The 19,584-nt window shown below is 60.7% G+C and carries 20 protein-coding genes; 14 read left to right on the top strand and 6 right to left on the bottom strand.

The annotated features are described in order from the left end of the window. Positions 1 to 4: 4 nt before the first annotated feature. The 4 genes from nuoK to AC0C6X_RS23945 form a co-directional block, all read right to left on the bottom strand. Positions 5 to 307 carry an NADH-quinone oxidoreductase subunit NuoK gene (gene nuoK, locus AC0C6X_RS23960; protein WP_077965613.1) on the bottom strand — a complete coding sequence of 101 codons (303 nt, stop codon included), beginning with the start codon at positions 305 to 307 and terminating at the stop codon, positions 5 to 7. After that, positions 307 to 807, bottom strand: a complete 501-nt coding sequence (locus tag AC0C6X_RS23955) for an NADH-quinone oxidoreductase subunit J family protein (protein ID WP_173515010.1) — start codon at positions 805 to 807, stop codon at positions 307 to 309. Before AC0C6X_RS23955 ends, nuoK begins: the two co-directional genes overlap by 1 nt. A 295-nt stretch (positions 808 to 1,102) precedes the next feature. Beyond that, the gene (locus tag AC0C6X_RS23950) at positions 1,103 to 2,098 is read right to left on the bottom strand and encodes an ABC transporter permease (RefSeq protein ID WP_173515009.1); all 996 of its coding nucleotides are present in this window, start codon (positions 2,096 to 2,098) and stop codon (positions 1,103 to 1,105) included. Positions 2,099 to 2,144: 46 nt separating this feature from the next. Continuing rightward, entirely contained in the window at positions 2,145 to 2,915 is a 771-nt protein-coding gene (locus AC0C6X_RS23945) for an ATP-binding cassette domain-containing protein (protein WP_173515008.1), read from the bottom strand. A 172-nt stretch (positions 2,916 to 3,087) separates the two neighbouring features. Between AC0C6X_RS23945 and AC0C6X_RS23940 the strand changes: the two genes are divergently transcribed. The 5 genes from AC0C6X_RS23940 to AC0C6X_RS23920 all read left to right on the top strand — a co-directional run bounded on the left by AC0C6X_RS23940 (position 3,088) and on the right by AC0C6X_RS23920 (position 7,375). Continuing rightward, a complete protein-coding gene (locus tag AC0C6X_RS23940) occupies positions 3,088 to 4,068 on the top strand; it encodes an NAD-dependent epimerase/dehydratase family protein (RefSeq protein WP_472955566.1) in 981 nt (326 codons plus the stop codon). Between the two features lie 47 nt (positions 4,069 to 4,115). Continuing rightward, entirely contained in the window at positions 4,116 to 5,108 is a 993-nt protein-coding gene (locus AC0C6X_RS23935) for a sugar-binding protein (protein ID WP_173515006.1), read from the top strand. Positions 5,109 to 5,291: 183 nt separating this feature from the next. Then, positions 5,292 to 6,188, top strand: coding sequence for an NAD-dependent epimerase/dehydratase family protein (locus AC0C6X_RS23930; protein WP_472955563.1), 897 nt, complete (start codon positions 5,292 to 5,294; stop codon positions 6,186 to 6,188). 44 nt (positions 6,189 to 6,232) lie between these two features. Continuing rightward, on the top strand, positions 6,233 to 7,015 hold the full coding sequence (locus tag AC0C6X_RS23925; protein WP_173515004.1) for a FadR/GntR family transcriptional regulator: 783 nt from the start codon (positions 6,233 to 6,235) through the stop codon (positions 7,013 to 7,015). A 144-nt stretch (positions 7,016 to 7,159) separates the two neighbouring features. Continuing rightward, positions 7,160 to 7,375, top strand: a complete 216-nt coding sequence (locus AC0C6X_RS23920; protein ID WP_247959903.1) for a hypothetical protein — start codon at positions 7,160 to 7,162, stop codon at positions 7,373 to 7,375. A gap of 224 nt (positions 7,376 to 7,599) precedes the next feature. Here AC0C6X_RS23920 and AC0C6X_RS23915 read toward each other — a convergent pair whose 3' ends face one another. Further along, positions 7,600 to 8,025: a DUF4168 domain-containing protein gene (locus AC0C6X_RS23915; protein WP_173515002.1), complete on the bottom strand. Its 426-nt coding sequence runs from the start codon at positions 8,023 to 8,025 to the stop codon at positions 7,600 to 7,602. A gap of 374 nt (positions 8,026 to 8,399) precedes the next feature. Then, the gene (locus tag AC0C6X_RS23910; protein ID WP_472955560.1) at positions 8,400 to 9,968 is read right to left on the bottom strand and encodes an OmpA family protein; all 1,569 of its coding nucleotides are present in this window, start codon (positions 9,966 to 9,968) and stop codon (positions 8,400 to 8,402) included. Between the two features lie 6 nt (positions 9,969 to 9,974). Between AC0C6X_RS23910 and AC0C6X_RS23905 the strand changes: the two genes are divergently transcribed. The 9 genes from AC0C6X_RS23905 (at position 9,975) to AC0C6X_RS23865 (ending at position 19,569) form a co-directional block, all read left to right on the top strand. Next, positions 9,975 to 10,433, top strand: a complete 459-nt coding sequence (locus AC0C6X_RS23905) for a hypothetical protein (RefSeq protein WP_472955558.1) — start codon at positions 9,975 to 9,977, stop codon at positions 10,431 to 10,433. A gap of 1,094 nt (positions 10,434 to 11,527) precedes the next feature. Beyond that, a complete protein-coding gene (locus tag AC0C6X_RS23900; protein ID WP_173515000.1) occupies positions 11,528 to 13,087 on the top strand; it encodes an ABC transporter substrate-binding protein in 1,560 nt (519 codons plus the stop codon). Between the two features lie 314 nt (positions 13,088 to 13,401). Beyond that, on the top strand, positions 13,402 to 14,601 hold the full coding sequence (locus AC0C6X_RS23895) for an ABC transporter substrate-binding protein (protein ID WP_247959899.1): 1,200 nt from the start codon (positions 13,402 to 13,404) through the stop codon (positions 14,599 to 14,601). 70 nt (positions 14,602 to 14,671) lie between these two features. After that, on the top strand, positions 14,672 to 15,538 hold the full coding sequence (locus tag AC0C6X_RS23890) for a branched-chain amino acid ABC transporter permease (RefSeq protein ID WP_472955555.1): 867 nt from the start codon (positions 14,672 to 14,674) through the stop codon (positions 15,536 to 15,538). A 4-nt stretch (positions 15,539 to 15,542) separates the two neighbouring features. After that, positions 15,543 to 16,523 carry a branched-chain amino acid ABC transporter permease gene (locus AC0C6X_RS23885; protein ID WP_247959898.1) on the top strand — a complete coding sequence of 327 codons (981 nt, stop codon included), beginning with the start codon at positions 15,543 to 15,545 and terminating at the stop codon, positions 16,521 to 16,523. 4 nt (positions 16,524 to 16,527) lie between these two features. Continuing rightward, a complete protein-coding gene (locus tag AC0C6X_RS23880; protein ID WP_247959897.1) occupies positions 16,528 to 17,307 on the top strand; it encodes an ABC transporter ATP-binding protein in 780 nt (259 codons plus the stop codon). 3 nt (positions 17,308 to 17,310) lie between these two features. After that, positions 17,311 to 18,033 carry an ABC transporter ATP-binding protein gene (locus AC0C6X_RS23875; RefSeq protein WP_173514995.1) on the top strand — a complete coding sequence of 241 codons (723 nt, stop codon included), beginning with the start codon at positions 17,311 to 17,313 and terminating at the stop codon, positions 18,031 to 18,033. 12 nt (positions 18,034 to 18,045) lie between these two features. Next, positions 18,046 to 18,789 (top strand): aspartate/glutamate racemase family protein, encoded by a 744-nt coding sequence (locus AC0C6X_RS23870; protein WP_472955552.1) that lies wholly within the window; start codon positions 18,046 to 18,048, stop codon positions 18,787 to 18,789. A gap of 75 nt (positions 18,790 to 18,864) precedes the next feature. Next, entirely contained in the window at positions 18,865 to 19,569 is a 705-nt protein-coding gene (locus AC0C6X_RS23865; RefSeq protein ID WP_173518045.1) for a GntR family transcriptional regulator, read from the top strand. Positions 19,570 to 19,584 lie beyond the last annotated feature (15 nt).

The raw sequence follows: 19,584 nt of genomic DNA, 5'->3' as shown, positions 1-19,584 counted from the left end.
GCCGCTATCCTTTCATCGTCGTCACGTCGTCGATCTTGAGGGTGGACTTGTTCCTCACGAGGGCGACCAGAATGCCGAGGGCGACGGCAACCTCCGCCGCGGTGATGGCGATGACGAAGATCGCGAATATCTGTCCGCGAAAATCATCGTAGTAACGTCCGAAGGCAATGAAATTGATGTTGACGGAGTTCAGCAGCAGCTCGAGCGACATCAGCACGACCAGGATATTGCGCCTGAGCAGCACACCCGCGGCTCCGATCACGAACAGGACCACTGCGAGCGAAATGTACCACCAGAGCGGAACCATCACCCGGACTCCTTGCGCGCCAGCACGATGGCACCGACGAGTGCCGCGAGAAGGATGATCGAGGCGACTTCAAACGGCAGGAGATAGTCGGCGAAAAGTGTCGTGCTGAGCTGCCTGACTTGGTCGCCGCCACGTGGCGCGATCGGCTCAGCCGCCGAAAAGCGCCCACTCCAGAACACCAGCGCAAGCATCTCGACGCCAAGCAGGAGGAGCAGCACCAATGCAGGCAGATTTCGCCCGGGCAGAAACCGCTGCAGCATTGCTTCGCGCACGTCGATCATCATGATCACGAACAGGAAGAGGACCATGATGGCGCCGACATAGACGAAGATCTGCACAACCGCGAGCAACGGTGCCTCGAGCAGAACGAAGATTGCCGAGATTTGCAGGAAACATGCCATCAGCGCCAATGCGCTATGAACCGGGTTGCGCGCCAGGACGACTGTCAGGGCAGTGATCACGGCCCCCGCAGCAAACAAAAGGAAGAACCCCTGGCCCATTGACGCAGCCTCTCCCGCGCGAACCATTCTGCGGCGCGTGACGGCCGGAATTTAGATAGCGCCGCACTTCAGTTGCGTTCATAAATTGTGCCTTAGGGAAGGGTTTTTCACAAGAATATTGTCGGCAACACAATTCAATGGGGCCGCACTGAGCCCAAGCCGGGTTCGCATAGGCGATCTGCCGGTGCGCGACCGCCAGGACGACCTCCGTCTTGGCCAGTCTGCGCGCGCTCCAAAACTGACGATTTCATGAGCCCACGCAAATTTGCGGTCCCTTGCGCCGGAAGGCTGAGCGCTACTCGCTCTGGCGGAAATTGCGGATGCGATCGAAAAGGACCGCGAGAATCGTCGCACTGCCGATGAACGTGCCCTGCCAAAAGGCGCTGATGCCGAGAAGCCCAAGACTGTTGCGGATCACCTCGATCAGTGCTGCACCGACGAGCGCGCCGAAGGCAGTGCCGACGCCGCCGGCGAGATTCGCCCCGCCGATCACGGCGGCGGCGATGACCTGCAGCTCCATGCCGGCGCCGATATTGGTTGTCACCGCCCCGAGCCAGCCGGTTTGGATGATACCGGCGATGCCGGCCGAGAGCGCCGAGACCATGTAGACACAGACCTTGATGGGCAGTACCGGGAGGCCCGTCGCAACGGCCGCCTGCTCGTTGCCGCCAATGGCGTAAATGTAGCGGCCAATCCGCGTCCAGCGCAGCACGAACCCGGTCAAAAGTGCCAGCACGATCATGTAGATCACCGGGTTGGCGATACCGAAGACGGACCCGCCGCCGAGCGCCAGCAGCTTGTCGTGGTCTGGGCCGAACTGGAAGACCACGGTATTGTTGGACGCGACCATCGCCAGGCTCCGGGCAATCGAGAGCATGCCGAGCGTCACGACAAAGGGCGGAAAGCCGAGATAGGCAATGAGGATGCCATTGAACGCGCCGATCACCAGCGCCGTTGCGACAGAGACGGCAATTCCCGTCTCGATGCCGTATCCCGCGTGCATCGTGACCGCGAGCACCATGCTGCACAGGCAGAGGACCGAGCCCACCGAGAGGTCGATCCCTCCAGTGATGATGACGAGCGTCATACCGAGTGCGATGATTGCGACGAAGGTGACGTTGCGGGTGATGTTGTAGAGGTTCTTTGCCGTCGCGAAGCTGTCGGTGGCAAAGGACAGAAAAATGCAGGCAAGGATGACGGCAACCAGAACCCAGAAGGTCTGATTGCCAAGGATCGCTCCTCCGAGCGTGCGCTGCCTGCGGGCGATCGTCTGGTCCAGCGTCGTTGCCATCGTTCCTCCCGTTCCTCCGGTGCAGACGATTGAGTTTGCCTTCCCCTCATCCACCCTCGATGGCGCCGGTAATCAGCCCCGTCACCTCCTCCGGCGAGGTCTCTGCGATCGGCTTGTCCGCCACCTTGCGGCCCCGGCGCATGACGACGACTCGATCGGCGACCTCGAAGACATCGGGCATACGGTGGCTGATGAGCACCACCAGGATGCCGCGATCGCGCAGTTGCCGGATCAGATGCAGTACTTCGGCCACCTGGCGCACGGAAATTGCCGCTGTCGGCTCGTCCATCAAGACGATCTTCGCCTGCGAAATCATCGTACGCGCAATCGCCACCGCTTGCCGCTGCCCACCCGACATCTGCCGCACGAGGTCGCGTGGCCTGGTCTCAGAGCGGAGTTCCTTGAAGATCTCCCCGGCGCGGCGGTACATTGCCTTATAGTCTAGCACGCGCAAGGGGCCGATACCGCGCCTCAGTTCGCGGCCGAGGAAGACATTCGCGGCCGCGGAGAGGTTGTCACAAAGAGCCAGATCCTGGTGAACGATCTCGATGCCGAACTGCCTTGCCTCGATGGGGCGATGCAGGACGATATCGTTGCCGTTGAGACGCATGGTTCCGTGGCTCGGACGGAAATTGCCTGCGATCATTTTGACAAGCGTCGATTTGCCGGCGCCATTGTCGCCCATAAGGCCGACAACCTGACCGGCCTCCAACGACAGCGAAATGTCGTTCACGGCCTGTATGGCCCCGAAGTGCTTGGAAATATTGCTGAGTTCTAGCAGCACGACCAGCCTTCCAGACTCGCCAAGACGCGCCAATCCGCCAGGACGCCTCGCCGTATGCCCGCCTCCTCGCGAGCAAACGGCTGCTTATTTACGCAAATCGTCATGAACGCGTCAATGATCTCTCACCCGATAAACCTGTTTTGTATGACAAATAGACATTGACGGGCGAAGCAATCGTATATTAGCTAGTGCTTGGGAGATGAGCATGCTTATCCTTGTCACCGGGGCAACTGGCAAGGTCGGGCGGCACCTCATAGCAACGCTGCTTGATCGGCCACGTTTTTCGCAAGCGCGCATTCGCGCGCTTTGCCACAACCGCGTGCTCGCTCCGACCGAGCGGCTTGGCATCATCCGCGGCTCCATAGCCGATCGCGCGGTCGCAGAAGGTGCGATTGCCGGTGTCAGCCACGTCGTGCATCTCGCGACCTGCAAGGAAACACCCGCCGACGTCATGGACGTGACGGTCAAGGGCCTCTTCTGGCTGCTCGAAGCGTTCAGAATGAGCCCAACAGCCCGGCAGTTCATCCTGATCGGCGGCGACGCAGCGGTCGGCCATTTCTTCCATGCTCATGACGGACCGATAACCGAGGCGACACCGCACCGCGCCTATCCCGGCTGCTACGCGCTCTCGAAAGTGCTCGAGGAGGTGATCGTCGAGCAGTACGCAATCCAATACGGGATGAACGTCTGTTGCCTTCGGGCGCCGTGGATCATGGAAAAGGACGACTTCAAGTACTCGCTCTCCTTCGGCGACGACGTGTTCGGCGGACCCGACTGGAAGACTTATTTTGCGCCCGACGAAGCCAAGCGTCACGCCGAAGCCGGAACGGTGCCGCTGCTGCGCGATGCCGATGGAAGGCCGCTCAAGCGCAACTTCGTCCACGTCAGCGATCTCGTGTCGGCAGTGCTTAGCGCGATCGACAATCCGCGCGCAGCGCGCCAGCGTTTCAACATCGCCATGGACCGCCCGGTGGATTATGGCGAGGTCGCAAGCTACCTCAAGCGCACGCGCGGCTTGCCGTCCGTCGACGTTCCAAGCCATTTCCACTCAAACTGGATGGACAACAGCAAGGCAAAATACCTGCTCGACTGGCAGCCAGAATACGATCTCGAAAGGCTTATCGACCAGGCCTGGCAATACGAGCGTCCGCAAAACGATCCTCGCATCGTCTGGTATCCGGGTTGATTTGTGCCGCGGACGGATAGTGTCCGCTTGTTCAACGGGAGGATAGAATGAGGAAAGCATTGGTGCTTGCAGTTGCAGCACTCGCGCTGGCCACCGGCCCCGCCGGAGCCCAGTCGAAGAAGCAGCTCGTCATTGTCGTCAAGGGCCTCGACAATCCGTTCTTCGAGGCAATCAATCAGGGATGCCAGAAGTGGAACAAGGAAAACACAAGCTCGGAATATGAGTGCTTCTATACCGGCCCTGCGTCGACCTCCGACGAAGCCGGCGAGGCGCAGATCGTCCAGGATATGCTCGGCAAGTCCAGCACGGCTGCGATCGCCATTTCGCCATCCAACGCCAAGCTGATTGCCCAGACACTGAAGACAGCCAACCCGACAATCCCGGTCATGACACTCGACGCCGACCTCGCGAAGGAGGATGCGGGCTTGCGCAAGACCTATCTCGGCACCGACAACTACATGATGGGGGCGCGGATCGCCGAATACATCAAGAAGGCCAAACCGAACGGCGGCAAGATCTGCACGATCGAAGGCAACCCTGGTGCCGACAACATCCTGCGGCGTGCCCAGGGAATGCGTGACGTTCTCACCGGGAAAGAAGGGCTGACCGAACTGAAGGGCGAAGGCGGCTGGACGGAGGTCGCAGGTTGCCCGGTCTTTACCAATGACGACGGCGCCAAGGGCGTGCAGGCGATGACGGATATCCTCGCTGCCAATCCCGATCTCGACGCCTTCGGCATCATGGGCGGCTGGCCGCTTTTCGGGGCACCGCAACCCTATCGCGACCTGTTCAAACCGATGGCGGACAAAATCGCCAAGAATGAATTCGTCATCGGCGCGGCAGACACGATCGGCGAGGAAGTGGCGATTGCCAAGGAAGGCCTCGTAACTGCGCTCGTCGGCCAGCGCCCGTTCGAAATGGGCTACAAGGCGCCGTCGGTCATGATGGACCTTATTGCCGGCAAACCGGTGGAAGATCCGGTATTCACGGGTCTCGACGAATGCACCAAGGACACGGCGGACACCTGCATCCAGAAGTAAATCGCCGCCGGGGCGCCCTTTGACGAGTTCCCCGGGCCATCGCCCTATCCGCTACGACCGTGGTCAGCGCCCCGTCTTGCTGGCTGGCCGCGGCAACCTGTAACGACGCCGCTTGGAAGATCCCCCTTGCGAACTATCATCGATAGGGATCATCCACCAATCTTGCAGGATATGGAGAATACAATGAGCAAGCGGATCATCTTCACCGGAGGCAGCGGCAAGGCCGGCCGCCATGTCGTACAATACCTCGTCGAGCACGGCCACCAGATTCTCAACCTCGACACAAGGCCCCTCGACAACCCGAAGGTGCGCACGCTGCTCACCGACATCACAGACAGCGGCCAGGTGTTCAACGCGCTGTCGAGTTACACGGGCCTGCACGAATTCGATCCGTTGCTCGCACCACAGCCAATCGATGCCGTCGTCCACTTTGCCGCAATCCCGCGCATCCTGATCGCCCCCGACAACGAGCTCTTCCGCGTCAATGCGATGGGCACCTACAATGTCATTGAGGCGGCGGTAAAGCTTGGCATCCGCAAGATCGTCATTGCATCGAGTGAGACGACCTACGGCCTCGTCTTCGCCAACGAGCCGCGGAACCCTTGCTATTTTCCGCTCGACGAAGACTATGATGTCGACCCGATGGATAGCTATGCGCTTTCCAAGGTCGTCAACGAAAAGACCGCGCGCGCCTTTGCACTCAGGAGCGGCGCCGACATCTATGCGTTGCGGATCGGCAACGTCATCGAGCCGCACGAATACCATCTCTTCCCAAGCTGGTTCGCGGATCCGGGCTTTCGCAAGCGCATTGCCTGGAGCTATGTCGATGCGCGCGACCTCGGCCAGATCACGCTCAAGGCCGTGGAAACCGATGGCCTCGGGTTCCAAGTCTTCAACGCGGCAAGCGACGATACGTCTTCCGACGTTCCCACCCTGGAACTGATCGACCGCTTCTACCAAGGCGTGCCGGTCAAGGGACAGCTCGGCGAATACGAGACGCTCTTATCAAACCGCAAAGCACGCGCGATGCTCGGTTTTCAACCGCAACACAGCTGGCGGAAATATGTTGCCGTCAGATGACGCAATGCGCGGCAGGGCGGCATAGACGCGAGAAAATGACGAAAATGGCCGAACGACAATCAGGAAAAGTCTCCACCGGAGCGGCCGCGGTGGAGGCGGCGCGTGCAAGCCGACGTCTCGACGCGCCGCGCATGTCGGGACCCAGCGTTCACATGTCGCTTGCCGATGACATAGGGCTCAAGATCGTGCGTGGCGACTATCCGCCTGGATCGATCCTGCCGAACGAGGCGCAATGGGCGGAAATCTTCGACGTCAGCCGCACTGCGGTCAGAGAGGCGATCAAGATATTGATGGCTAAGGGGCTGCTTGCCTCGCGCCCGAAAATCGGAAGTTGGGTCGAACCGAAGGAGCGTTGGAACCTGCTCGATCGCGATGTGCTTGGTTGGTACGCGGCCTCACCTGACCGACTGCAGTTCCTCAAGACCGTGCAGGAATTTCGCCACATCCTGGAGCCGGAAGCGACGGCGCTTGCTGCCACCCGCCGAAGCAGCGAGCAGATGGCCGAAATCAACGCGGCATTGAGAGACATGCAACAGGCGTCAACGCTGCAGAGCCGCATCCAGGCTGACACGCGCTTCCACCTTGCAATCCTGCATGCCTCCGGAAACGATCTCCTGGTACCACTGGGGGCGCTGATCGAATCTGCGCTCAACCACCTTTTCCAATTGGTAACTCGGGAGGACAGCAGCTCCGTCCATGCCCTGAAACTCCATGAGAACATCGAGAAAAGCATTCGCCTTCGACGCCCGAACGCGGCCCGCACCGCCGTGCGGCGGCTTCTGGCCAATACCGATGAACTCATTGCGCAGCCGGAGCGCAAGGTGTGATCGTGAGGTCATACGACAGGGAGGCGTGAGCGGCTGGCCTTGCCGCTTGCTCACGGTCGAAATCCAGACGCCAGCCCCAGAATCCTTCTTCAGTTCGCTCTCGAATATATTATAATCTACTCATATAACCTTGGAGAGAGAACCATGAAGGACTCCGGGATCACAATGAACGCCGAGTTCCACGGCAGCGCCGTCAGTGTATTGTCGAGCGACCCGCTTCTGGGCACTTTCGAACTCGCCGGCTCGACCGGCGGAACAATCGAGGTCTTGCTCGATCGCTACAGTGCGGAGGCATTGCTTTCAGCCCTGACGCAATTCCTCGCTCATGATGAGGATGCACGGGCATCCTGGTTGCAGTGAAGGAGTTGGTTTGGACTGGCTGAACAAGCAGGTTTAACTTTTACACTCCCCGAACGATTTTACGCTCCGGATGCCGTTCCCCGCCCTTTCGGATCATAAGAAGGCAATCACCGATAGCGAAGCCGGTGATCGCGTTCGCATCCGGCGCTTGGCGGCGAGAAGCCCGCAAGGTAATCCCGCGGGCTACGCGCAGAGTGCGGCAATCCGATTGCCGCCGAAGTCATCTATTGCTGTGCCGGAGCCGTCTTTTGAAGTTCTGCCTGGACCTTCTTGGCGACGGCCGGATCGCTCTGCGCTGCGGTAAGGATCGCCGAATATTCTTCGACCGAAATGGACGGCGAGGCCTTGACGGCTTCGACCATTTTCTTGCTGCCTTCGGTCTCCAGCGCTTTCTTTGCCGCCGCGTCCGATGTCGCTTCTATCTTTGCGGAATATTCCTGCCTGACCTTGTCGACCTGCAGATAGGCAACAGCAAAGGCTTCGATCTTTTGATCGCTGATGACGGCCCCCGTGCCCTTGTTGTCGGTCTGTCCCTGCGTCGGCTGCGTCTCTTGCGCCTGAGCAATTTCAAGGGCAGATGCCGGAGTGAAGACCATGACGCTGAAGATTGCAGCCGTCAGCGACGCAATGGATGTGTAACGAGTCATCATATTCGTTCCTCTGTGATGTGCATGACGTGATCGGCAGCGGAACTGCCTTCAATCGCCCCTCACGTCGGCCGGATACCGAACGCGGCCGGAACGATGAAGCCCTTGCAAGGGCTCGCTGCGGCGGTACCGGGGCAATTTGCTGACCATTGAACGGCAGCTTTGTGGCTCACGGGGCGAGCCAGAGCAGAAATAGTGGGGGGCTGGACCGGCATTCACAGCCGGTATCTGAGTGGTTTTGCAGAGTTCGTTGCTTGATCGGGTCGATCATCACTTCGCATTCCTGTGATCGGCAATAACCAGCAGGCGGCCACAGGAGGTCATCAGAATCTGCATCGCCATGCGGCTTTTCATGCGCATGGCGATGCAGATTTCCGTTACCGCTGCGCCACTGGGCGCACCAGCGGTGTCACGCGGCGGATGGTCACGCGGCGGTTTTCCTCCTCCGGCTCCTGCGTGCGGATCTTCAGGAAGCGCTCACCATAGCCTTGAGTGACCAGGTTTTCCGCCGGGATGCCATAGACCTCGGTCAGGAGGACTGCGACGGACTCGGCGCGCTCGTCGGAGAGCACCAGGTTCGAGCGGTCGGAACCGACAGCGTCCGTGTGCCCCTCGATGAAGAAGGTTTCACCGGGATCCTTGTCGAGGATCTTCTGCATTGCGTCGGCGACCTTTCGCAGTGTCTTTGCCTGGGACATCGATACTTCGGCGCTACCCGTCGCGAAGTGGATCGTGTCGAGATCGATGCGCCGGACCTTGTCACGGAGGCGGGCCGAATTGCGGACCTCATCGATCGTATAGACTCGCTCGACCTGTTCGACCGGCGGCTCGGACAGAAATTCGTAGTAGTCCAGATCCGGTTCTTCCGAGTAATCGACGATGTACTCGTCGACCGGAATCGTCAGGCGCATCGGCGGCAGCTCGTAACCGACGTCGATGATCGCCGGACGTTCCTCCTGATAGTCCGGTGCGTAGATCAGCACATATTCGTTGCCGTCGCGGTCGATGCGCGAACGCTGCAGGATGTTGCCGTACCGATCGTAGACCGTGACGATCTGGTAGCCACCCGGGCGAACGATCGTTTCACGAACGCGGCCGCGCGACAGCTGATCGTAGTAGCTCTCCTCGGAATCGCGGCGGAGCCTCGGCCGATCGTCGCCACGCACGAAGATCTGGTCACCGACGCCGAGGACAACGCGATCGTCGACCCTCTCGACCACCTGCACCTCGGTCACGTTCGTCGTGTTGTTGACCGTCGTATTGTTGATCACCGTGTTGTTGACAATGTTCGTCGTCTCCGGGACGGCGAAGGCCGGCGCCGCTTCGACGCGCTCGCCCTCTTCCTTCATCGCAGCCGCGATCCTCTTTGGAGCCGCCTGCCGCACCTCGGCCGGAATCTCCGCCTGGGCCGCGGCGTCGTCGGTCGGCGGTGCTACGTTCTTCTCCTGGGCGCGCAGTTTTTCGCGCTGTTTGCGCCGGGCCTCGCGCGCCCGCTCGCCACCGGCGTTGTCGGCGTCCTTGTCACTGTCGAGCACAGCCGCGCCGTTATCGACGGGAAGCACCACGGTTTCGTCGGTCGCCGCAGGATCCTGGGCGATCTTGCGCTTCTCTTCCTTCGTGCGCTTGTCGACGACGATCGGAGCGGGCTTGGCCTGAGGTTCCTCACCCTGGCGCTGCTCGGCCGTTGCGGGTTGTTCGGTCCCCGGAACCGGCTGCTGCTCACCTTCGCCGGTCTGCGGCGTTGGCTGCTCGGCGGAGGGTTGATCGGTTGCGCCTTTCGGTGAGGCACGCTGTTCGATGGCCTTCTGCTCCTCCGGTTGCTGTTCTTCAGCCTGCTGCTTGCGCTTCTTGGGCACAGGTACCTGCTGTTCCTCGGCCTTCTGAGGGGTGCCTTCCTCTACGCCGGGCTGCTGTTCTTCGGCCTGCTGCTGGCGCTTCTTCGGCACAGGTGCTTGCTGCTCCTCGGCCTGCTGCGGAGCGCCTTCCTCGACACCAGGCTGCTGCTCTTCGGCCTGCTGCTTGCGCTTCTTGCGCGCAGGAGCTTGTTGCTCCTCAGCCTGCCGCGGTGCGCTTTCCTCTACGCCGGGCTGCTGTTCTTCAGCTTGCTGCTTGCGCTTCTTGCGCACAGGTGCCTGCAGTTCTTCAGCCTGCCGGGGTGCGCTTTTCTCTACGCCGGGCTGCTGTTCTTCGGCCTGCTGTTTACGCTTCTTGCGCACCGGCTCTTCTACCTGGCGCTGCGGCTCATCGGCCTGTGGTTGCTGCTGTTCTGTCTGCCCTTCCTCGGCGGCACGCTGCTTCTTGCGCTTCTTGAGCAGCAGCAAGTCCTCGGGCGACGGCTGGTCGGCCCCTTCCTGCGCTACCTGAAACGGCGCCTTCAAGCTCTCCGCCAGCGCCGGCTGCATAGCGAATGATACGGCGAATACAGGCCATGCCACCGTCGCGAAAAGTTTGGATCGAATCGACATGATCTTTCTTCCTCTTATTCTGAGGTCCCCGCGCCAGTTGCGCTTATCGCCCGCGTCAAAGCCGATCGGGCGGCGCGCCTGTTCGCGCGTCCCAAGGGGCCCATGACCCGCGGCTCCGACTTTTTTGTGTCAGCCACCGGCTAATCCCAACGCCGCAACAACCGATCGGTTCCGCTTGCGGGCCGATCCCGGACCTGCTGAAAGCAGATCACTTCGTCCGTCGTATTGTTCCAAAAGGTGAAAATGCGGAGGCTGCCGGCTGGGGCGCGCGACCGGGTCGCCCCGCCCATGTTGGCCGATACACCTGCCTGTGACCAACCCGCAACAGCGGTGAGGTCCGGCCGCCTACGATTGTCAACAAACCTAATGTGAACAGTACGCATAATTGTCGACAAAATCGTTGACAAACCATCCCTGTGTGCGATGGTGCCATCAGCAAGACACGAGCTAGGGAGGAGCCAGTGTTAATGCAACGTCTTTGCAGGAACATCGCGACCGCGTATCCGCGGGACTTTTGGCGACGGCCGCACATGCCGACACGCTCCGCCGGGCCGGCCCGCGTGACATCTCTCATTCGATCCCTATTCCCACGCCCGACATCGAACCGCGCGTTCCTCAACCACATTCATGAAGGATTGGTGCGGGAACGAGCCTGAGCTGAAGGTGGTGTCTGCGCCGGCTATCGACTGGCCGTCGATCGACGACGAGCTTCGACGCTTCAAGCTGTGCCAGAACGTCAAATGACGGTGCGGATTCCAACGCTGACGATTTGATGGCCTCGCTGGCCAAGGAACTCGACCGCCAAGAGCGTCTGGCATCGAAACGGCGTCGCCTAAGCTGGTGGCCAGGACGCATGATCCCGCTGCTCCTGCGGCCGATGGCCGACAGGATCGAGCAGGTCATGTCCGCGCCGACAACAAGTCGCGACACTGGCCGACCCGTGTCGCCGATTAGACATACGGCTTGCGGGTCGTCCTTGCCTTCAAAGACGAAGATTCCCCTTCACGGGATAGGTAACCTCAACCAGGGAGAACTGCAGAATGCTCAAGAAATTGACCCTCGCGGCCGTCATGTCGGCCGTGCTTTCCGCGGCTGGCCATGCGGAAACGCTGAAATGGGGCGCCTCGCGCGACATTTATTCGCTCGATCCCTATTCCTATGGTGACAGCTACACGCTGTCCTTCCTCAACCACGTCTACGAGGGGCTTGTCCGCTACGACGCCAATCTGAAGATCGAGCCGGCGCTGGCTACGTCCTGGGAAACCGTGTCGGATACGGTCTGGCGGTTCCATCTGCGCGAGGGCGTCAAGTTCCACGACGGGGCCGACTTCACCGCGGACGACGTGATCGCCTCTCTCACTCGGGTCAGCGATCCAGCCTCTCCGCTCCGCGGCAACCTTCCGGCCTACAAGTCGGCAAAGAAGGTCGATGACCACACCGTCGATATCGAACTCACCGGCCCCTATCCGCTGCTGCTGAACGACCTGACCAACATCCACATTTTCGATCTTACCTGGCTCACCGACAATAACTCGCTGAAGCCGACGGACGTCGGCAAAAAGATTGAAGGCTACGCCACCTACCACACCAACGGCACCGGTCCGTTCAGGCTCGAGAGCCGCACACCTGACAGCAAGACCGTCCTCGTCAAGAACGCCGAGTGGTGGGACAAGTCGCAGTCCAATATCGATCGTATCGAGTTCACGCCGATCGTTTCGGCCGCAACGCGGGTAGCCGCGCTGTTGTCGGGCGAGATCAACTTCACCGAGAACGCGCCCGCACAGGATATTCCGCGCCTTGTCGCGCAGCCGAATCTGAAGGTCATGGAGCGCACCGACCTGCGCACCATCATGATGGGCTTCAACCGCAAGCCGAAACTGGCTGACGGCGTCGACAACAAGTTCAACGACCTGCGTGTCCGCCAGGCTGTCGCCCATGCGCTCGACAAGGATCTCATCCAGAAGCGGGTCATGCGCGGCAAGTCTAGGACGGCGGGCGCGATCATTGCACCGGAGATTCCGGGATATGTCGAGGCCCTGGACACGGTGGTACCGTACGATCCCGAATTGTCGAAAAAGCTGCTCGCCGAAGCCGGCGCCAGCGATCTCCCCTTCACCCTCGTCTGCACGAACGAGGCTTATGTCAACGAGGAGGAGCTTTGCCAGAGCATCGTCAACATGCTGAGCCGCGCCGGTTTCAAGCCGCAGCTCGACATCGGCCCGACGGCCGCACAGGCGCCCAAGCGCACGGGTGGTCTGTCTGACGTCTACATCATCGGCTGGGCGAACGAGCCGATGCTCGACAGCTACTCGATCCTGCTCCAGATGATCGAAACGCGAAGCGACAAGGCGGGCGTCTTCAACTGGGGTGGCTGGAGCTATCCAGAGATCGACAAGCTGATCATCCAGGCATCGACCGAAATGGATCGCACGAAGCGGCTCGAGCTGCAGACCAAGGCACTCCAGATGGTCAAGGACGAAATGATCATGCTGCCGTTGCACCAGCAGCCAATGGCCTGGGTGATGAGCAACAAGATCGACCGGGTCGCCCAGCTGGCGGACAACAAGCCGCGTCACTGGCTGACTCATTTCACGGAGTAGCCCGAATGCGGAGCTGGAACGGCAATCGTTCCAGCTCCTGCTCAACTTGCGAGGCTTCGGCGTGCGCCGTGGGGTCGTTCTTGCCCGTGGCGATCACCTCGCATTTCTTGACTGCCACCTGCCGCATGGACGCCCCGCGGCCCCCACGGACCTTCAGTCCACACAGGGATGCCCGGCCGAAGGCACCCTCGCACGCCACTTACGCAAATAACGTATACAATACTTCCATATTATGTTGACAATACCATACATTAGCGCTTCCTTATTCTGATCCGCCGCGCCATTCGTGCCGGATGCCAAAAATGGGGAGTGAGATGATCAACAGACGCTCGACATTGAAATCGTTGGCGCTCGGCGCCGTTTCGATCCTGGCAATTGCAGTCGCAAGCACCCTTCCCGCACAAGCGGAAAACAAGGAACTCAAGATTGGCTTCGTCGGCGTGACCAGCGGTCCCGCCGCGGCCTGGGGCACATCCAACGTTCGCTCGATGCAGACACGCGCAGATTGGCTCAACGAGACTGGCGGCGTGAAGATCGGCGAGGACACCTACAAAATCACCATCGTTACCTTTGACGACCAGAAGGATCCCAAGCGGGCCATCGCCGGCATGGAGAAGATGGCCCAGGAAGGCATCCATTATGTCGTCGGTCCGAACGTCGATGACGGCGCGGCAGCCGTTCGGCCTGTGGCGGAATCCAAGGGGATAATCTATTTCCCCTACGCGTTCCCGAAATCGCTTTATGTCGCACCTGCCTCGAATGCAATTCTCGGCATGGTCGCCAATTATCAGTCCGGGCCGGCGATCTATAAATATCTGAAGGAAAACAAGGGCGTGAAGAAGGTGGCCTTCATCGCCGCCAACGAATCCGACCCGATCAGCCAGCGCGACAGCGGGGTCGCTGCCGCTAAGGAACTGGGGCTGGAAGTTGTCGCCGAGACCGACACCTACCAGAACGACACACGCGACTTCACACCGGTGTTGACGCCTATCGTCCAGTTGAAGCCGGATCTGCTCGTCCTGTCCGGTGTGGCCCCCGCCAACGCGCCGCTGTTGATCCGCGCCGCACGCGAACTCGGTTATGAGGGTCTGATCTCGGCGGAAACGGCGCAGGACGCGACCGTGCTGCAGGAAGGTGCCGGCGAACTCGCCAACGGCTTCATCTCAGTCGGCGGCGCATCGACCCCGGAGATCCGTACGCCCCTGATGGAGGAATTCATCGAACGCTACACCAAGAAGTTTGGCGAATACAACGATGAGTCCAACACCAAGGTCTACGCGCTCGAATACATCATTGAAACGCTCAAGGCGAACCCCAAGGCGATCGACAACGTGGAGGAGTTCAAGAAGACCATCGACAGCTTCTCCGCACCCAATCCCTACGCCAAGGACAGCACGCTGAAATATGTCGGCAGCACCTCCTTCGGCCAGAAGCGCCAGCTTTCGGTACCGATGGTGGTGACCGAGTTCGAAAACGGTACCTTCAAGACTTTGTTTGTCGGCGAAGTGGACTGACGTGACCTGATTTAAAGTCAATCGAGGTTCGGGACCGGTCCCGGACCTCCCGTCGACCGGATTTGCAGCCATGGAACAAGTCATTGCCAACGGTCTCTATCTGGGTGCGCAATATGCGCTGATCGCGCTCGGTCTGACGCTGATCTTCGCGCTCATGAACGTTCTCAACTTCGCGCACGGACAAATGTACGTGCTGGGCGGCTTCGTGACATACTCGGTTTACGGCCAGCTCAAGCTGCCTTTCGTGGTCGCGCTGGTCTGCTCGGGGGTGACGCTGGCGGTCGTCGGCGCGCTGATGGAGAAGTTTCTTTTCCGGCCGGTGATCCAACGCAGCAAGCGCGAGGAAAGCACGATGCTGCTCGCCGCTGCCACCGCCTTCTTCCTCGATGCCATCATCCTGCTTCTGTTCGGCGAGAAGCAGCGTGGCGTGCCGAAGATCATCAGCGGCGTTTTCATCTCCGACCGGGTGATCTTGCCTTATGATCGCATCGTCGTCGGCGTGGTCGCGATACTGATGATCGCCGCCTTCATGCTCTACATGCAATACAGCAAACCGGGCCGCGCCATGCGGGCGCTGGCGCAAGACCGCATTGCCGCACAGCTGATGGGGGTCAAGGTCGAGCGCTATTCCATGATCGGCTTCGCGCTCGGGGCGATGCTCGCCGGGGTCGTTGGCGGCTTGCTGGTGACGATCACCGGCGTCAATTCCGGTATCGGCGGACCGATCTCGATCAAGGCTTTTCTGATGGTGATGATCGGCGGTGCCGGTGTGGTTGCCGGTGCCATTGCCGGCGGCTTCATCCTCGGCATGATGGAATCGGTTGGCCTTACCGTGCTGCGCGAATACGGTGACGTCACCTACCTCGCCATTTTCGCGCTGCTGATGATCTTCCTGAGCATCCGCCCGAACGGGCTGATGGGCAAGCCGTGGGGCTGATGCGATGAAACCATCCGCAACTCCAAAGATCGTCTCGGCCGCACTCTTCCTCATCGCCCTTCTCGTCGGAGTGCCGTTGCTCATCAACGCCACCGGGCGGACCGATCTCTATTACACGCTGACCTCGGTGGCGCTGCTCAGCATCATCAGCGCGGGCGTGTGGATCACTTTCTATATCGGCCGCATCAATATCGGCCAGGGCGCCTACGCGCTGACGGGCGGCTATGTTTCCGCCATCCTGGTGATGAACTATGGCGTGTCCTTCTGGCTGACCCTGCCTCTGGCGGGCCTCTTCTGTGCCGCGGCGAGCGTTCTCATCGGGCTGCCCATTCTGCGCCTGCGCGGCGTCTATTTCGCCATGGTGTCGCTGGTGCTGACGGAAGTCGCGCGCCTGCTTGCCCTTGCCATACCGATCACCAACGGCGCCAAAGGCATCGTCAGCATCCCGCTGCCGGGCGGCATAAGTTTTTTCGGCATCACTCTCGTTCCGGATTTCTCGAGCCTCGCCAATCCCCGGCTCGCCTTCTACATCGTCGCCGTATTGCTGATGGCGCTGTGTTTCCTCGGTCTCTATCGGCTTGCCCATTCGCGCATCGGCCAGCTCTGCCAATCACTGCAGCAGAACGAGGAGCTCGCCTCTTCGATCGGCGTCAACGTCGCCTATCTGCGCGTCGTCGCCTATGCGCTCTCATCCTTCCTCGGTGGTCTGGGTGGGGCGATGTTCGCAGCGATCTCCCAGTCAATCTATCCGTCGAGCTTCACGGTCGCCGACTCGGTGAATTTCATGCTCAATTGTTTCCTTGGCGGGCTCGGCTATGTGCTCGGGCCGATGCTTGGAACCTTTGTCCTCTATTTCGGCTGGGACGTGCTGTTCCAGACGGGCGAATACCAGCTCTTGATCTTCTCGACCGTGCTGATCGTGCTGATGCTGGTCCTGCCCAACGGTCTGTTGAGCCTCGCCTTGCCCGGCAAGAGGAGCCTCTAGCGCCATGGCCGACATTCTCGAAATCATCGGCCTTACCAAACGTTTCGGCGGGCTCGTCGCGGTCAACGACGTCTCCTTTTCGGTGCGTGAGCGCGAGATCCTTTCGGTCATCGGGCCAAACGGCGCCGGCAAGTCGACGCTGTTCAAGCTGGTGGCCTCGTTCCTCAGGCCAACCGAAGGCGAAGTAAGGTTCAATGGGAAGAGAATCTCCGGCCTGTCGCCACACGTCGTGGCTCGCAAGGGCGTCGTGCGGACCTTCCAGGAGACCACGATCTTCAAGAACATGACCGTGCGCGACAATGTCGTGACGGCGCATCACTTGCGCTCGAGCGCCACCCTCGCCGGCTTCTATTTCGGCAGTGCCTCGGCACGCAGCGATCTGGACGCGTTCGGGAGATCCGCGGACGAAATCCTCGACTTTCTCGGGCTGGGAGCGATGCAAAGCGAGATCGCCAGCAACCTGCCCCACGGGCATTTGCGGGCGCTCGGCATCGCCATCGCCCTTGCCACCGATCCGTCTGTGATCCTGCTCGACGAGCCATTCGCGGGCATGAATCACGACGAGACCAGGCGTGCGGTCGAGATCGTGAGAAAGCTGCGTGAGCGCGGCCTTACCGTGCTCCTGGTCGAACACGACATGCCGGCCGTCATGAACATTTCCGACCGCATCGTCGTCCTCAACTTCGGCCTGAAGATCGCCGAGGGTACTCCGGCGGAAATCAAGCAGAACCCGAAGGTCATCGAGGCCTATCTCGGTGTCGAAGACGAATCGATCGGATTGTAGGCCATGGAACCGCTCCTCAAATTCGACGACGTTGAACTCTACTACGACCACGTCTATGCCCTGAAGGGCGTGTCGATCGAGGTCAAAGAAGGGGAAACCGTCGCCCTGATTGGGGCCAACGGTGCGGGCAAGTCGTCGATCCTGCGGGCGATCACCGGTCTCAGAAAGATTCGAAAAGGTGAGATCCGCTATCGCGGCAATCGCATCGACGGCGTCGCGCCGGACGAGATCGTCCGCATGGGTATCTCGATGGTGCCCGAAGCGCGTCGCGTCTTCCCTTTCATGACTGTGCGCGACAACCTGCTGATGGGCGCCTTTACCCGCTCAGACAAGGTCGAGATCCGGCAAAGCATGGACATGGTGCTGACGCGCTTCCCGCGACTTAAGGAGCGCTACACGCAACAGGCGGGCACGATGAGCGGCGGCGAGCAACAGATGCTGGTGATCGGGCGAGCCCTGATGGCGCGCCCGCGCCTGTTGCTCCTCGACGAACCGTCACTCGGCGTCGCGCCGAAGCTGGTGCAGGACATCGCGCGTTCGATCGTGGCCATCAACCGCGACGAAAAGGTCAGCGTTCTGCTTGTCGAGCAGAACTCGCGCATGGCGCTGCGTATCTCCCAGCGCGCCTACGCGTTGACGACCGGCCGGGTTGCGCTCAGCGGAACCTCGGCGGAATTGCTGAGCGACGATCGCGTCAAGCATCTCTATCTCGGCGGCGAAGTGTAGTCAGGACCGAATATGCGCATCCTCGTCATAAACCCCAATACGACGACCTCCATGACCGGCAAGATCGGCAAGGCCGCAAAAATCGCCGCGTCGGCCGGAACCAGGATCATCGCAGTCAATCCCAAGGACGGTCCACCAAGCATCGAGGGCTATTTCGACGAGGCCTTCGTGGTGCCTGGCATTCTCGCCGAGATGTTCGAGGCAGGTGATATGGACGCCTATGTGATCGCCTGTTTCGACGATACGGGTCTCGATGCGGCGCGCTGCGCTACGAGCGCGCCGGTGATCGGAATAGGTGAAGCGGCGTTTCACATTGCAACGCTGATTGCCGGCAATTTCAGCGTCGTCACCACGCTCGCGCGCTCGGTGCCCGCGATCGAGCACAATCTATCGAAATACGGCCTGTCTTCTCGCTGTGCCAAGGTGCGGGCATCGGATGTCGCCGTCCTTGACCTCGAAGAGCCGGGTTCTGAAGCCCGTCAAAAGATCTCGGTTGAAATTTCCCGTGCGATCATCGAAGACAAGGCGGAGGCGATCGTACTCGGTTGTGCCGGGATGGCCGATTTGGCCCACCAGCTTTCCACCGAACACGGGGTGCCGGTGATCGACGGTGTGGCCTGTGCGGTCAGGCTTGCCGAAGCCATATCGAGCTTGGGCCTGAGAACCTCGAAGGTCGGCGGTTATGCCAGCCCGCTTGCCAAGCAATTTGCCGGTCACTACGCGCCATCGTCGCCGGGGTTGAACAAGCTGCGATAAGGATGCATCGCGATGTCCAAGGACGTTGTCCGCCGGCGCAAGAGATCAGAGACGAACCCGCCAGAAGCGCCGGATATGTTGGCGGCACGCGATCCGGAACCCCATAGTCGGATACCGGCCACGCGTTGGTCGCCGATTTATCACGGCCTCCGGGACGCAATCGTCGGTCATCGGCTCGCTCCGGGCACGAAGCTGCCGGAAGACGAGCTCGCGTCGATCTATTCGGTCAGCCGCACGGTCATCCGCGCCGCTCTTCAGGCGCTCGCCCACGACCGTCTCGTGCGCCTCGAACCCAATCGCGGCGCCTTCGTCGCCCAGCCGTCAACCAGAGAGGCGCGCGAGGTTTTCGAAGCGCGCGCGCTGATCGAACCCAGGGTCGCCGCCCTTGCGGCGGAAGTGGCCAAGCCGGAGGACATCCTGCTGTTGCGGCACCACCTCGACAAGGAGCATGAGGCGTTGCATGCCGGCCGCGACAGCGACGCGATCATGCTGTCGGCGCGATTTCATGTGGGCATCGCGGAAATTGCCGGCCATTCCGTCCTGACCAGCTTCGTACGTGATCTCGTTTCCCACTCCTCGCTGATTATCGCGCTCTACTGGAAGCGGCGCGACACGACCTGCGAAAGCCACGCGCATCATGCGCTCGTCGACGCCATCGAAGCGGGCGAAGCCGCCAAGGCCGCCGAGCTGATGAAGGAACATCTGCTCGACCTTCTGTCGGGCCTGGAGCTCTCCCCGCCGGCAAAGAAGCCGGAGAGCCTCGCAGAGATGCTGTGCTGATATCGCCGCCGGACC

The sequence above is a fragment of the Ensifer sp. VA4 genome, assembly GCF_055710065.1.
This window is presented reverse-complemented; position numbering and strand designations above follow the sequence as displayed.

Coding starts and splice junctions, on each gene's coding strand:
- nuoK (WP_077965613.1), bottom strand. CDS start 307: ATGGTTCCGCTCTGGTGGTACATTTCGCTCGCAGTGGTCCTGTTCGTG.
- AC0C6X_RS23955 (WP_173515010.1), bottom strand. CDS start 807: ATGGGCCAGGGGTTCTTCCTTTTGTTTGCTGCGGGGGCCGTGATCACT.
- AC0C6X_RS23950 (WP_173515009.1), bottom strand. CDS start 2,098: ATGGCAACGACGCTGGACCAGACGATCGCCCGCAGGCAGCGCACGCTC.
- AC0C6X_RS23940 (WP_472955566.1), top strand. CDS start 3,088: ATGCTTATCCTTGTCACCGGGGCAACTGGCAAGGTCGGGCGGCACCTC.
- AC0C6X_RS23935 (WP_173515006.1), top strand. CDS start 4,116: ATGAGGAAAGCATTGGTGCTTGCAGTTGCAGCACTCGCGCTGGCCACC.
- AC0C6X_RS23930 (WP_472955563.1), top strand. CDS start 5,292: ATGAGCAAGCGGATCATCTTCACCGGAGGCAGCGGCAAGGCCGGCCGC.
- AC0C6X_RS23925 (WP_173515004.1), top strand. CDS start 6,233: ATGGCCGAACGACAATCAGGAAAAGTCTCCACCGGAGCGGCCGCGGTG.
- AC0C6X_RS23920 (WP_247959903.1), top strand. CDS start 7,160: ATGAAGGACTCCGGGATCACAATGAACGCCGAGTTCCACGGCAGCGCC.
- AC0C6X_RS23915 (WP_173515002.1), bottom strand. CDS start 8,025: ATGATGACTCGTTACACATCCATTGCGTCGCTGACGGCTGCAATCTTC.
- AC0C6X_RS23900 (WP_173515000.1), top strand. CDS start 11,528: ATGCTCAAGAAATTGACCCTCGCGGCCGTCATGTCGGCCGTGCTTTCC.
- AC0C6X_RS23895 (WP_247959899.1), top strand. CDS start 13,402: ATGATCAACAGACGCTCGACATTGAAATCGTTGGCGCTCGGCGCCGTT.
- AC0C6X_RS23890 (WP_472955555.1), top strand. CDS start 14,672: ATGGAACAAGTCATTGCCAACGGTCTCTATCTGGGTGCGCAATATGCG.
- AC0C6X_RS23885 (WP_247959898.1), top strand. CDS start 15,543: ATGAAACCATCCGCAACTCCAAAGATCGTCTCGGCCGCACTCTTCCTC.
- AC0C6X_RS23880 (WP_247959897.1), top strand. CDS start 16,528: ATGGCCGACATTCTCGAAATCATCGGCCTTACCAAACGTTTCGGCGGG.
- AC0C6X_RS23875 (WP_173514995.1), top strand. CDS start 17,311: ATGGAACCGCTCCTCAAATTCGACGACGTTGAACTCTACTACGACCAC.
- AC0C6X_RS23870 (WP_472955552.1), top strand. CDS start 18,046: ATGCGCATCCTCGTCATAAACCCCAATACGACGACCTCCATGACCGGC.
- AC0C6X_RS23865 (WP_173518045.1), top strand. CDS start 18,865: ATGTTGGCGGCACGCGATCCGGAACCCCATAGTCGGATACCGGCCACG.